13 protein-coding genes are annotated in these 13805 nt (G+C 63.7%); 11 read left to right on the top strand and 2 right to left on the bottom strand.

Annotated elements, in window-relative coordinates:
• Window positions 1-10 precede the first annotated feature (10 nt).
• The 5 genes from ACXJKE_RS16585 (at window position 11) to ACXJKE_RS16565 (ending at window position 4245) form a co-directional block, all read left to right on the top strand.
• Window positions 11-1270 (top strand): thiolase family protein, encoded by a 1260-nt coding sequence (locus ACXJKE_RS16585; protein WP_457281695.1) that lies wholly within the window; start codon window positions 11-13, stop codon window positions 1268-1270.
• Between the two features lie 77 nt (window positions 1271-1347).
• Entirely contained in the window at window positions 1348-2133 is a 786-nt protein-coding gene (locus ACXJKE_RS16580) for an SDR family NAD(P)-dependent oxidoreductase (RefSeq protein WP_457281694.1), read from the top strand.
• A 5-nt stretch (window positions 2134-2138) separates the two neighbouring features.
• Complete coding sequence (locus ACXJKE_RS16575; protein ID WP_457281693.1) at window positions 2139-2558, top strand: acyl-CoA thioesterase; 420 nt, start codon at window positions 2139-2141, stop codon at window positions 2556-2558.
• Between the two features lie 93 nt (window positions 2559-2651).
• Window positions 2652-3644, top strand: a complete 993-nt coding sequence (locus ACXJKE_RS16570) for a Bug family tripartite tricarboxylate transporter substrate binding protein (RefSeq protein WP_457281692.1) — start codon at window positions 2652-2654, stop codon at window positions 3642-3644.
• Between the two features lie 142 nt (window positions 3645-3786).
• A complete protein-coding gene (locus ACXJKE_RS16565) occupies window positions 3787-4245 on the top strand; it encodes a MarR family winged helix-turn-helix transcriptional regulator (RefSeq protein WP_457281691.1) in 459 nt (152 codons plus the stop codon).
• A gap of 60 nt (window positions 4246-4305) precedes the next feature.
• Here the strand turns inward: ACXJKE_RS16565 and ACXJKE_RS16560 are convergent, their stop codons facing one another.
• A complete protein-coding gene (locus tag ACXJKE_RS16560) occupies window positions 4306-6039 on the bottom strand; it encodes a GMC family oxidoreductase (RefSeq protein ID WP_457281690.1) in 1734 nt (577 codons plus the stop codon).
• A gap of 361 nt (window positions 6040-6400) precedes the next feature.
• Between ACXJKE_RS16560 and ACXJKE_RS16555 the strand changes: the two genes are divergently transcribed.
• From ACXJKE_RS16555 to creD, 6 genes are all read left to right on the top strand, one after another.
• Entirely contained in the window at window positions 6401-7531 is a 1131-nt protein-coding gene (locus ACXJKE_RS16555) for an MlaE family ABC transporter permease (protein WP_457281689.1), read from the top strand.
• Between the two features lie 163 nt (window positions 7532-7694).
• A complete protein-coding gene (locus ACXJKE_RS16550; protein WP_457281688.1) occupies window positions 7695-8483 on the top strand; it encodes an ABC transporter ATP-binding protein in 789 nt (262 codons plus the stop codon).
• Between the two features lie 12 nt (window positions 8484-8495).
• Complete coding sequence (locus ACXJKE_RS16545; RefSeq protein WP_457281687.1) at window positions 8496-9428, top strand: MlaD family protein; 933 nt, start codon at window positions 8496-8498, stop codon at window positions 9426-9428.
• Entirely contained in the window at window positions 9425-10138 is a 714-nt protein-coding gene (locus tag ACXJKE_RS16540) for an ABC-type transport auxiliary lipoprotein family protein (RefSeq protein WP_457281686.1), read from the top strand. Before ACXJKE_RS16545 ends, ACXJKE_RS16540 begins: the two co-directional genes overlap by 4 nt.
• A gap of 13 nt (window positions 10139-10151) precedes the next feature.
• On the top strand, window positions 10152-10712 hold the full coding sequence (locus ACXJKE_RS16535) for a Crp/Fnr family transcriptional regulator (protein ID WP_457281685.1): 561 nt from the start codon (window positions 10152-10154) through the stop codon (window positions 10710-10712).
• Between the two features lie 303 nt (window positions 10713-11015).
• A complete protein-coding gene (creD, locus tag ACXJKE_RS16530) occupies window positions 11016-12392 on the top strand; it encodes a cell envelope integrity protein CreD (protein WP_457281684.1) in 1377 nt (458 codons plus the stop codon).
• Between the two features lie 14 nt (window positions 12393-12406).
• Here creD and creC read toward each other — a convergent pair whose 3' ends face one another.
• Window positions 12407-13804, bottom strand: coding sequence for a two-component system sensor histidine kinase CreC (creC, locus tag ACXJKE_RS16525; protein WP_457281683.1), 1398 nt, complete (start codon window positions 13802-13804; stop codon window positions 12407-12409).
• Window position 13805: the final 1 nt, after the last annotated feature.

Below are 13805 nucleotides of genomic sequence, written 5' to 3'. Positions count from 1 at the left end.
CACAAACACCATGCAACCCAAAGGATTTTTCTCCGCTTTCCAAGACGTCTGGATGCTCGACGGCATCCGCACGCCCATGGTCGACTACTGCGGCGCCATTGGCCATATATCGCCCACCGACCTCGGCATCAAGGCGGCACGCGCCGTGCTCCAGCGCTCGGGTGTCAGTGGCGGCGATGTCGATTCGGTGCTTGCCGGCAACATGGCTCCCGGTGATTTTGAGCAGTTCATGCTGCCACGTCATATCGGCCTTTACGCCGGCGTTCCCGTGGAGGTGCCGGCCATCATGGTGCAGCGCATCTGCGGTACCGGCTTTGAATTGTTCCGCCAGGCCGGCGAGCAGATCCAGAGCGGTGCCGCCAGCGTGGCGCTGGTCGTCGGCGCCGAGAGCATGACGCGCAACCCGATCGCCGCCTTCGAACACCGCACCGGTTTCAAGCTGGGCGCGCCCGTCGGCTTCAAGGACTTCATGTGGGAGGCCCTGAAGGACTCCGCCGCCGGCATCGACATGATCCAGACCGCGGAAAACCTCGCGAAGAAATACGGCATCACGCGGGAAGCCGTCGATGAATTTGCCTCCAGCTCGTTTGCCAAAGCCGTGGCGGCCCGCGAGGCAGGTTTTCACGCCGGTGAAATTGTGCCGGTGGTCACGGAAGAATTTGAACTCGCCGGCTACGCCAAGCGCGGCATACGCCTGCAGGGCAAAGTCACGGAAGTCGCACAGGACACCCACGCACGCTTGTCTCCTGTCGAGGTGCTGGCCAAACTCCGGGTGGTTCACGCCGGCGGGGTGCAGACCGGCGGCAACAGTGCAGCGCTGGTGGATGCGGCAGCTGCTGCCGTGGTGGCTTCGGGCGAGTACGTGAAGGCGCATGGAAAAAAACCGCTGGCACGTGTCGTGGCTGCCGCGGTGGTGGGGGTGCCACCCGAAATCATGGGCATAGGCCCCGCGCCGGCGATTCGCCTGCTGCTGGAGCGCTGCGGCCTGAAGCTGGACCAGATCGGCCGCTTCGAGATCAACGAAGCCCAGGGCGCGCAAACGCTGGCAGTGGCGCGTGAACTGAACCTCGATCTGCGCAAGCTCAATGTCAATGGCGGCGCCATCGCGATGGGTCACCCGCTGGCGGTCACCGGTGTCCGCCTGACGGTCACCGTCGCGCGTGAAATGCAGCGCGCGGGCCTGCGTTACGGCATTGCATCCGCATGCGTGGGCGGCGGGCAGGGCATTGCCCTGTTGCTTGAAAACCCCGAAGGGGCCGAAATTTCTTGAGCAAATAGTCGCTGCAGCGCACAACGGACGAGCGCAAGCAGCTATAAAAACAATAGCAACCGATCTGGAGAGAAGGCATGAAGATTGAAGGACTTGCGGCACTGGTGACGGGAGGCGGCTCCGGGCTGGGCGAAGCCACTGCCCGTGAGCTGGCACGCCTGGGCGCCAAGGTTGCCGTGCTGGACGTGAATCTCGCCGGTGCGGAAAAAGTCGCGGCCGACATTTGCGCTATGCACGGAAGCGGTGCCGCAGTGGCGTGCCAGTGCGACATCACCGACAGCGCCAGCCTGGCGGCCGCGCTGGAAAAAGCCGCAGCTGCGCATGGCCCGGCCCGCATCCTGATGAACGTTGCCGGCATCGGCTCGGCCAAACGCGTGGTGGCCAAAGACGGCAGCCCTGCGCCGCTCGAAGAGTTTGCCAAAGTCGTCACCATCAACCTGGTGGGCACCTACAACGCCAGCCGCCTGTTTGCGGCCGCCTGTGCCAAACTGCCCGCGCTGGAAGACGGCCAGCGCGGCGTCATGATGTTCACGGCCTCGGTGGCAGCCTTTGACGGCCAGGTGGGCCAGCAGGCTTACAGCGCCTCCAAGGGCGGCCTGGTCGGCATGACACTGCCGATGGCGCGCGACCTGGCGCAGCACGGTATCCGCGTCTGCACAGTGGCGCCGGGCCTGTTCGCGACGCCGCTGATGCAGCAATTGCCCGAAGCGGTGCAGGCTTCGCTGGCCGCCAGTATTCCTTTTCCGCAGCGCCTGGGCAAGCCCGAGGAGTTTGCCCAGCTGGCCGCGCACATCGTGGCCAACGACCATCTCAACGGCGAAGTCATCCGGCTGGATGGCGCATTGCGCATGGCGCCAAGGTGAACAGCATGAGCAAGACCGTTGTTTACGAAGTTTCCGTTGCGTTTGGCGACTGCGATCCAGCGGGGATCGTGTTTTTCCCCAATTTCTCGCGGTGGATGGACGCCTCGTCGCTGAACTTTTTTGTCAAGTGCGGCGTGCCAACATGGCGTGAGCTTGTCAAGACCACCGGCATCATCGGCACGCCGCTGCTCGAGATCAATACCCGGTTCAGCCAGCCTGCCGTCTATGGTGAGACGCTGCAGATTCACACCAGCATTGAGGAATGGCGCGACAAGGTCTTCATCCAGAAGCATGTGATCAAACGCGGTGACGACCTGATCTGCGAAGGCCGTGAAACCCGGGCCTTCTGCATCCGCCGTCCGGAGAATCCTGAGCGCATCAAGGCCATTGCCGTGCCGCAAGACATTCGGGCCCTGTGCAGCTGACGCTTCGCGTTCCGCTTTTGTTTCCGTCTTTCAGTTTTTGATTTCGGTTTTGTTTTTCGACCCGTTGGACATCATTAAAAAAGGAGACATTTCATGCAAACACGCCGTCATTTTGTGCAGGCCGCCGCAACGCTCACCGCAGCCGCCGGCTTCGCCCCGTTCTCTGCCCATGCGAGTCCGCTGGAGCAGGTCAAGATCATTTACGGATTCCCCGCCGGCAGTGCGGGCGACATCTGCGCGCGCCGTGTCGGCGACAGAATGGGCGGCACGGCCTATTCCAAAAACAACGCCATCGTGGACACCAAGGCCGGCGCCGGCGGCCGCATCGCGCTGGAGACGCTGAAGATGGCACCCGCGGACGGCTCCGTCATTGCCATGACGCCGTTTTCCTGCATGTCCCTCTATCCTCACATCTACAAAAAGCTGGCCTATGACCCGTTCGCCGATTTTGTGTCCGTGGGCACTGCGTCCATGATTCACCATGGGCTGGCTGTGGGGCCCCTGGTGCCTGCTTCCGTGAAGACCGTTCAGGACTTCCTGGTATGGGCCAGGGCCAATCCGAAGGATGCAAGTTATGGCTCGCCCGCTGCGGGATCAACACCCCACTTTTTGGGCGCCTTGCTGGGCCTGAACAACCAGGTTGAACTCAAACATGTGCCTTACCGCGGTTCCGTGCCCGGCGTGACCGATGTGGTGGGTGGCCAGCTTGCGGCCATGTTCACGCCGCACGGCGACTTCATCCCCAACCACAAGGCCGGCAAGCTGCGCATCCTGGCAACGTCCGGGAAGCAACGCTCACCCTTTGTGCCGGAAGTACCGACCTTCGCCGAGCAAGGCTTTGCCGACCTGACCGTGGAGGAGTGGTTCGGCTTTTGCGCCCCCGCCAAAACGCCGGCCGGTGTGGTCGCTGCCGCCAATGCCGCCATCAACGCAGCCATCAAGGACAAATCCGTCATTGATTCGCTGACGGTGGTGGGCCTGATTCCCTACGGCGGCACGGCAGAGGACATGGCCACCAGCCAGAAGCGCGAACTCGATCGCTGGGGCCCGCTGATCAAGAAAATCGGCTTTACCGCCGAGTCCTGATCAGAACGCGGTGCCGACGACTGATGCCGGGCGCCCTGAGGCCCCGTCATGGATCGGCACCGCTTGGCATAATCGGGGCTGGACTGGCCGCATGCCGTGCGGCGGTCCGTATTGCCCGATGACGAAAGCTTCCTGACCACCTATGCCAGCGTCCCTCAAACCAGCGCCCGCTGTCGAAGAAGTCGATACCTCCTACCTTGAAACCCTGATTGGCTACAACGCCACGCGTGCGTCGCTCAAGGTCATTGAACTGTTCATGAAACGCATGGCGGTGTATGACCTGCGTCACGTGGACTTTTCCATCCTGTCGCTGATCACGCACAACCCGGGCATCACCTCGCGCCAGCTGTGCAGTGCGCTGAGCATCTTGCCGCCCAACCTGGTCGGGAAAATCGGCACGCTGGAAAAGCGAGAGCTCGTTCACCGCAAGCCGCACCCGCAGGACGGCCGCGCTGTGGGCCTGTACCTCACCGAGGCAGGCGAGGCGCTGATGCGGGAGGCCGAGCGCACCGCCACCAGCCTCGAATCAGATGCCACCGAACGGCTGAGCGCGGCGGAAAAAAAGACGCTGGTGCGTCTTCTGCAAAAAATCTATCTTTGATCTGTTTCGAAGGGGCGGTGCTGCCTGAGGCTTGCGGGCAGCTTCGACACGGCGCTGCCTTCAAATGCCGGCCTGAATCCACCCGGCGGCCTTTTCCGCAATCATGAGCGTGGGCGAATTGGTGTTGCCGCTGGTGATCAGTGGCATCACGCCGGCGTCCACCACGCGCAGGCCGCGAATGCCGCGGACCCGAAGGTGCGAATCCACCACCGCCATGGGGTCGTCTTCCTTGCCCATTTTGGTCGTGCCCACCGGGTGGAAGATGGTGGTGGCAATGTCGCCCGCCAGCCGTGTGAGTTCTTCGTCCGTCTGGAACTGCACGCCGGGCTTGAATTCCTCGGGCTTGTATTTGGCCAGCGCGCCCTGGCTGACGATCTTTCGGGTCACGCGCAGGGAGTCGGCTGCCACCTGCCGGTCTTCGGCCGTGCTCAGATAGTTGGGCGAAATCGCCGGTGCATCCTCAAAGCGGTTGCTCTTGATGTGCACGGTGCCGCGGCTGGTCGGGTTGAGGTTGCATACGCTGGCGGTGAAAGCGTTGAAGCTGTGCAGCGGCTCGCCGAAAGCGTCCAGCGACAGCGGCTGCACGTGGTATTCGATGTTGGGGTAGGGCTGGTCGGGTGATGAGCGCGTGAAGGCGCCCAGCTGCGACGGTGCCATGCTCATCGGGCCGGTCTGCCGCAATGCGTACTCCAGGCCGATGCGGGCCTTGCCCCACAGCGTGTTGGCCATGGTGTTGAGCGACAGCCCCCAGCGCTGGTCACCGTGCACCTTGTAGACCGAACGGATCTGCAAATGGTCCTGCAGGTTGGCGCCCACGCCGGGCAGGTCTTGCAGCACAGGGATGCCGTGCTGTTGCAGCAGGGTGGCCGGGCCAATGCCTGAAAGCTGCAGGATTTGCGGCGAGCCGATGCTGCCTGCACACAGAATGACTTCGCCCATGTGCCCCGAGTCGCGTGTCGAGTGCGCCGTCACCCGCTCGTCGCCGGCCCACACTTCCACGCCGGTGCAGCGCTGGCTGCCGTCGGCCTGCGGCTCAATCACCAGCTTGCACACCTGGGCGTTGTTCCACAATTCGAAATTGGGCCGGGCATAGCAGGCCGGCCGCAAAAAGGCCTTGGCGGTATTCCAGCGCCAGCCTTTTTTCTGGTTGACCTCGAAGTAACCCACGCCTTCGTTGTCGCCGCGGTTGAAGTCGGAAGTTGCCGGGATGCCGGCTTGCTGCGCAGCTTCGGCGAACGCATCGAGGATGTCCCAGCGCAGGCGCTGTTTCTCGACACGCCATTCGCCGCCTGAATTGTGGTGGCGCAGCAGCTTCTGGTAGGGCTGGCTCTTGTCCTGCATCAGCTCGGGTGCCACGCCGCGCGCGCCGTGCATCGCGTCAGCGCCCTTGTGGTGGTCTTCGTGCAGTTTGAAATGCGGCAGCGCGTTGTCCCATCGCCAGGCCATGTCGCCCGTCAGCTGGGCCCACTGGTCGTAGTCGCGTGCCTGGCCGCGCATGTAGATCATGCCGTTGATGCTGGAGCAGCCGCCCAGCGTCTTGCCGCGTGGATAGCGCAGCGCCCGTCCGTTGAGGCCGGCGTCCGGCTCGGTGTTGTAGAGCCAGTCGGTGCGCGGGTTGCCGATGCAGTGCAGGTAGCCTACCGGGATGTGGATCCAGTGGTAGTCGTCCTTGCGGCCGGCCTCAATGAGCAGCACGCGTTTGGATGCGTCGGCGCTCAGGCGGTTGGCCATCAGGCAACCTGCCGTGCCTGCGCCGACGATGATGTAGTCAAAAACCTGGCTGTCGTCTTGCATGGATGTTTTGTCTCTTGGCTTTCAGCCGTGTGTTTTGATGGGACGGGTGGCCGTGTTGTTTTGGCCGTGCTCCTGCGCCGCAGGTTCACATCCTGCCATTCCAGCCTAACGCGAGGCTGACCGCGCGGCAGTGGCTCGATTGTGGCAAAAATGGCGCTATCCCTGCGGCGGGGATTACCCGCTGGCCTTTCCTTCCGGCACAGGGTCCCGGCGGGTTGTAGGACCAAGGCGATAGCGCGTTTTTGGGCTGTGTATTTGTGTTTCCTGCAGTTACCATGACTGTTTTGCAAATCGGGCGCCGCCCGTCATTGCAGACTGCCGGCAAGCGCCGGGCACCACCGGACGCCTTTACCGAATGCACATGGAAGAATCCACGCCCCGCATCGAACAGCAGGACACGCCGCAAGGCCGGCTGTTTGTCGTTCGCGGTGCCTGGACGGCGGCCGGCCTCACGGCCCAGGAGGTCTGGCAAGGTTTGACTGCGCAACTGCAAGCCCTGCAGGGCGGCGCAGTCCAATCCGCCGGCTGGAATCTGGAGCCGCTCGAAAAACTCGACCACCTGGGTGCGCAGGTGCTGTGGAACCATTGGGGGCGCGACTGGCCTGCGCAACTGCAAGTGCATGCGAGCCAGCGCGCGGTGCTGGAAACCGTCGCCAAGTTCAGTGCGGATCCGCCCAAACCCCGCAAGTCTGACTGGACCGGGCCCTTCATCCTGCTCGGCACAAGGGTGCTGCGCCTGGTCGACCACCTCAAAGGCCTGGTGCGCCTGATCGGCCAGCTGCTGCTCGACATCATCCGGCTTTTCAGGCACCCGCAGGAAGGCCCGTGGCGCGACCTGTCGGGCCACCTGTTTCATATTGGCGCCACCGCCTTGCCCATCACGGCGCTGGTGGGATTTTTGATTGGGGTGGTGCTGGCCTACCTGATTTCGCAGCAGCTGCGCCAGTTCGGCGCCGACGCCTTCATCGTGAACATCCTGGGCATCTCGCTGATCCGCGAACTCGGGCCGGTGCTGGCCGCCATCCTGATCGCCGGGCGCAGCGGTTCGGCCATCACTGCGCAGATCGGTGTCATGCGGGTCACCGAAGAGCTCGACGCCATGCGCGTCATGGGCATCGCGCGGGGCTTTCGCCTGGTCATGCCGCGCGCGCTGGCGCTCGCCGTGGTGATGCCGCTCATCAGCGTCTGGACCACCATCGCGGCGTTACTGGGTGGCATGCTGGCCGCCGACATTTCCATGGACGTCACGCCGTCCTATTTCATCAACTCGCTGCCGGCCGCGGTCGACGTGGCCAACCTCACGCTGGCCACGGCCAAATCCGTCGTGTTCGGGGTATTGATCGCGCTGGTCGGCTGTCACTACGGCCTGCGTGTCAAACCCAACACCGAAAGCCTGGGGCAGGGCACGACCGCTTCAGTGGTCACGTCCATCACGGTAGTTATTCTGGTGGATGCATTGTTTGCCGTTCTGTTTAAAAGCGTTGGAATATGACCCCCACGCTTGTCACTTCGTGTACTGCGCTGCCCCCCGAGGGGGCCGCTGCTCCTGCGGCCCGGCAAAGCCGGTTCCGCGGCCCCTGCTGGAAAGAGAGTGTGCCTGCGCGGTCGCTTGTTGCGTCGTTCTTCCGGAAGAGGAAAGAAGCGGGAAATCAGCCATGACCGAAGCCATCGTCGACATCAAAAAACTCTGGACCGTATTCCAGAACGGCGACAAGAAGGCCGTGGTGCACAAGGACCTGGACCTGACGGTGGAGCGGGGCGAGGTGTTGTCGCTGGTGGGCGGCTCGGGTACCGGTAAAACGGTGCTGCTGCGCCAGATACTGGGGCTGGAAAAACCCACCCAGGGCGAGATCACCGTGCTCGGCCGGCCGGCAGCCGAACTGGGCAAACGGGGCGCGGCCAGCCGCGTCGGCATGCTGTTCCAGCAGGGTGCGCTGTTTTCGGCCTTCACCGTGCTCGAGAACATCGCCTTCCCGTTGCGTGAGCTCAAGACCTTGCCGCGCGCACTGGTCTATGAGGCGGCCATGGTCAAGCTGCAAATGGTGGGCCTGAGTCCCGACGCAGCCGACAAGATGCCGAGCGACCTCTCGGGCGGCATGGTCAAGCGTGTGGCATTGGCGCGCGCCCTCATCATGGACCCGCCGCTGCTGCTGCTTGACGAGCCCACGGCGGGCCTGGACCCGGAAAGCTCCGACAGTTTCGTCTCGCTGCTGCGCTCGCTGCACCGCGACATGGAGCTCACGGTGGTGATGGTGACGCACGACCTGGACACGCTCTTTGAGCTCAGCACGCGCATCGCCGTGCTGGCCGAACAAAAAGTCATCGTTAACGATGTGCCCAAGGAAGTGGTGGCGTTTCCGCACCCCTTCATTCACGAATTTTTCCTTGGCGAAAGGGGTCAGCGCGCGATGGAATTGCTGCGCGAATACCCCTTTACTGTTTAGAAAGGCTTCGATATGGAAAACAAAGCCCATGCCATGGCCGCCGGCGCATTTGTACTGGTGGTGACCGCCCTGCTGGCCCTGCTGGCGATCTGGCTGACGCGCGACAACACCCAGCGCGACCTTTACGACATGAGCACCAGCGAAACTGTTTCGGGCCTGCAGCCGCAGGCCACGGTGCGGTTTCGCGGCGTGCCGGTCGGCAAGGTCGAGGTCATCGGATTTGACACCAAGGTCAAGGGCAATGTGCTGATCCGTGTCTCGATCGACCGCACCGCGCCGGTCACCAAATCCACTTTTGCCACAGTGGCATCGCAAGGTGTCACGGGGCTGGGTTTCATCCAGCTCGACGATGACGGAAAGTCCGCCGAGCGGCTGGTGGTGAACGACGACGACCCGCCGCGCATTCCGCTCAAACCAGGTGGGCTGGACAAGCTGCTCAAGCAAAGCGAGGTGATCTTCAACCAGGTCGAAGAAGCCAGCACGCGTTTGAACAAACTGCTGTCCGACGAGAACCAGGCGGCAGTGACTTCCGCCATCACGCAACTCGGCGAAGCGGCCAGCGGCATCAACCGTGTGGCCAAAGGCCTTGAGCCTACGGTGGCGAGCCTGCCGGGCCTGTCGCGCGATGCCACGGCTACGCTGAAATCCGTCAGGACGGCTGCCGACGACGTCAGCGCTACCGCCACGCGCCTGAGTGAAAAGGGCGGGCCGCTCGACAAACTGTCCGAGGGCGGCGCCGCGCTGGCCTCGGGGGTGGAGACCTTCAGCGCCGGCACCTTGCCCAAGCTGGGCGAAGTGGCTGACGAAACCGCCCGCGCGATGCGCCAGTTGCGCCGCACCGTCAGCGCGGTGGATGACAACCCGCAGTCACTGATTTTCGGCAACGGTCCACCGGTGCCCGGTCCGGGCGAGCCCGGTTTTTCTGCCAACGGAGAGAAAAAATGACATTCGATTTTCTCGCAATCTGCCCATCCGCTATGAATTTAATAGCTGCTCGCGCTTATCTGGAAAGGGCTGTCGGCATTTTTTCATTGATATTCATGGCGCTGGCGGTCGGCGGCTGCTCGGGCCTGCCCGACAAGCCCACGCGCGCCACCATGTATGACTTCGGCCCCGGCCTCCTGGCTGTTCAGCCCAGCACGCGGCAGGCGCCGTTGCCGCCGCTGGCGCTTGACGACATCTCCACCTCTGGCGGCGCGCTCGACAATATGGCGGTGCTGTACCGCCTGGCGTATACCGACGCGCAGCAGCTGCGGCCGTACTCGCAGGCGCGCTGGAGCATGCCGCCTGCGCAGCTGGTGCGCCAGCGCCTGCGCGAACAGCTTGGCCAGCGCCGCGCCGTGTTCAGCGCCGGTTCCAGTGTGGCCCTCAACCGCAGCCAGAACGCGGTATTGCCGCTGCTGCTGCGCCTGGACCTGGAAGAATTCAGCCACTTCTTCAGCGCGCCCAACACGAGCGTCGGCCTGATCCGCCTGCGCGCCACGCTGGTCGAGGTGACGCCCGCGGGCGAAAAGCTGGTCGGCCAGCGCAATGTCATCGTGCAGCGTCCTGCGCCCAGCAACGACGCTCCCGGCGGCGTCCGTGCCCTCACGGCAGCCACCGACGCCGCCATCGAGGAACTGGACCAATGGCTGCAGCAAACCCCCGCGCGCTGAAACGCCTTGTGCCATGAAAACGCTGGAAGAACAACTGGATGCCGCCGGGCTGCATGTGTTCGGCTGCTGCGAGCAGCTGAGCGCTTACGGCCCCGACCTGCTGCAGAATTCGCAACTGCTACAGGACTTCACGCCTGCTGAAGCCGACATCCTGGGAGCGTCCATGTTGCTGGTTCGCGCCGACCCGGGGCAGGTGATGATCCGCGAAGGCGAAGCCGGCGACTGGATGATGCTGATCCTCAAGGGTACGGTCGATGTCACCAAACGACTGGAATCAGCCGCCGAAGCGGCGCAGGCCGAATCCGGCGCGGAACCGATCGTCTCGCGCGTGGCCGTGGTGCGCAGCGGCGCGGCAATAGGCGACATGTCCATGCTCGACAGCGAGCCGCGCTATGCCACCTGCACCGCCATCGAACCCGTCGAGGCCGGCGTCTGGGGGCGCCATGAAATTGCCTTGCTGATTCGCGACCACCCCGGCGTGGGCGCCAAGCTGCTGGTCAAGATCACGCAGATGATGGCGCAGCGCCTGCGCAACACCAGCAATCAGCTAGTAAAGTTGCTTCGCAAGAAATAACCCACCCCCGTCCGGGCTCACTTCGTGTAGCCCGTTCCCCCCTACAAGGGGGCGCTGAAATTGGTACACCCCCGTCGGTCGCTCACTTCGTGTAGCGCCTTCCCCCCTCAAGGGGGCGGCGCCTGCGGCCTGGCAAAGCCAGTTCCGCGGCTGCCCGCTGGTAAATACTCCCACTGCATACGCCATTGAGCGCTGAGGTTTCACATTCCACTTCACATTCAGCTCACACAGGCCGCCCGCAGCTCATTCTGACCTCACACACGGTTTGCACACTTCCCTTCGTTGTTCAAACGAAAGGAAGTCATGAAACAAAAATTCTTCGCGCTGGCCCTGGTGGTGGTTTTGCTGGTCCTCGCGCTGTTCCAGATCAGCGGCGTGGTGCACGACCGCCAGACCTACCGGCAGATTGCCATCCAGAGCGTGGCGCAGAGCCTGGCCGGCCCGCAGACGCTGACCGGCCCGCTGATCCACCGGGCCTGCACCGAGGAGTGGGACGTCAAGTATGAGGACAAGAAAGTGCAAACCGAGCGGCGCGAGTTCACCCTGGTGGCCGCGCCGGCTTCGTTGATCGTCAAGGGCGGCAGCAAACTCGAGGCGCGCGCCCGCGGCCTGCATGCGACGCAGGCCTTTAATCTCAAGGCCGACATCGTGGCCGAATGGACCGACACCGCAGCGCTGAAGCCTGTGGCCGAACATGCCAGCTCACGCATGAACTGCGGCCAGCCGCTGTTGATGATGGCGGTGTCCGATTCGCGCGGCATACGCCATGCCAGCGTCAAGATCGGCGAGCAGGTGCTGGCGCTCAAGCCCGGCACCTTCTACGGCAGCTACCCGCGCGGCGTGCATGCGCCGCTGTCCATGGCCATGATGGGCATGGCGCCGCTGCAGGCGCAGCTGGCACTGGAACTGGTCGGCACCGAAAGCATTTCAGTCGTGCCGCTGGGCGGCGACACCCGGGTACAGCTCACGTCCAACTGGCCGCACCCGAGTTTTGGCGGGCAGTTTCTCCCGGTGGACCGCAAAGTGACGGACCAGGGTTTTGAAGCCAGCTGGCGTGTCAGCTCGCTGGCCAGCACGGCGCAGCAGGAGGTGACGCAACAGGACCCCGGCAAGCGCAGGGGCGTCTGCCCGAACTATGCCGATGGATCGGCCAACGCCTCTTGCGTCGAAGCCTTCAGCGTGACCTTTGTCGACCCCTCCAACACCTATGCGCTCAGCGACCGGGCTACCAAATACGGTCTGCTGTTCATCGGCCTGACTTTTTTGGCCGTGGGGCTGTTTGAGTTCATGAAGTCACTGCGCGTGCACCCGATCCAGTACCTGCTGGTGGGTGCGGCCATGAGCATGTTTTTCCTGTTGCTTGTGAGCCTTTCGGAGCACATGCCCTTTGAAACTGCTTATGCGATTGCCGCTGCCGCCTGTGTGCTGCTGCTGACCTATTACGCCAGCCATATGCTGGGACGCTGGTCGCGCGGCCTGCCTTTTGGCCTGGGCATCGCCACGCTGTACGGCATGCTGTTTGTGCTGCTGCGGATGGAGCAAACAGCCTTGCTGCTGGGTGCAGTGGCCTTGTTCGCCGTGCTCGCGGCCATCATGATGCTGACGCGGCAGGTGGATTGGTACGCACGGTTCAAACAGGCTGAACCGGTCAAACCTGAACAGGCAAAGGTGGCCGCGTGATGCGCGCGCCGCGGTTAGAAATGCAGCTCGACCCGCAGCCCGGGCTGCGTGTTGCGCACCACCATGCGCCCGCCGTGCAGCAGCATGATCTGCCGCACGATGGCCAGCCCCAGGCCCGAGCCTTTGGTGTGTCCGTCGGGCCGCACGGTCGAGAAAAAGCGCTCGCCCAGGCGGGGCAGGGCGTAGTCCGCCACGCCGGGTCCGGTGTCTTGCACGACGATGAAGTCTGGCCCCGCTTCCAGGGTGATCGCAGAGCCCTCGGGTGCGAACGAGCGCGCGTTTTCCAGCAGGTTGCTCAGCGCCAGGCCCAGGAGGCCGGGCTCCGCATGCACGCCGGCATGTTCCGGACGGATTACGACTTTGATCGCATGCTGGGTCCGGCCGGCGCCGGTCTCCAGCTCAAAAGACTGGAGGAAGCCGGCCCACGCAAGGCGCTCGCGCTCTACCTGTGCATGGCGCTGCTCCAGCTTCGTCAGCTCGAGCATGCGGTCCACCAGCGCCTGCATGCGGCCGGACTGGGCCAGTACCTGCCCCGAAAACTCGCGGCGCGCGTGTTCGGGAAGCTCGTCCTGCAAGAGCTCGCCTGCGCTGCGGATCGCGGCGAGCGGGCTCTTGAGCTCATGGGTCAGGGCGCGCACGTAATCTTCTATGTACTCGTGGCCCTCCAGCTTCAGGCGCATGGCATCGACTGCCATGGCCAGATCGCCAAGCTCGCCCGGTATCTGCGGAACCGCGGGTTTCTCGCCCTGGCCGACGGCGTTGGCATAGCGGCGCAGCTTGCGAATGCTCCACACCACCCACAGCGTCACGGCCACACCGATGGCCAGCGACAACACCAGCAACAGCAGGCCGCTTAGGAAAATCTTCCGTTCAGCCCGGTCGATGAAGGCCTGGATGGTGGACATCGGTTTGGCGACGGTCAGTACGCCGATGATTTTGCCGTCCTGCTGCACCGGCGCGGCAACGTACATCACGGAGCTTCGATCGTCCTGCTGCACTTCACGGGTGGCGCGCGCACCGTACTCGCCGCGCAGCGTGCGGGCCACATCGCGCCAGCGCGAATAGTCCTGGCCGGTTGCCGCGTTCTCCGAGTCAAACACCACCTTGCCGGCGGCGTCGGTCACGTACACCCGGAAGTCCAGCGACTGCTTGGACAGGCCCCAGATCTGCGCGTCAATCGGCCGCTGCGCATAGTTGCGCACGTGGCCGGCGAAGCGTCCGTTGGCGATGGCGCCGGCCGAGAGGTCGTCGCTGGCCAGTTCGGCCAGGATGTTGGCTGTGTCCACCATCATGTCTTCCATAACCTCGCGCACGCTGGGCTTGACTTCGGCCATGAAGACGCGCAGCACAAAAAAAGCCGCAAGGCCCGTGACCAGAAAAAAACCGAACAGCAGCCGTATGCCCAGGCGCATG

It is taken from the genome of Polaromonas sp. P5_D5 (assembly GCF_054049435.1).
This window is presented reverse-complemented; position numbering and strand designations above follow the sequence as displayed.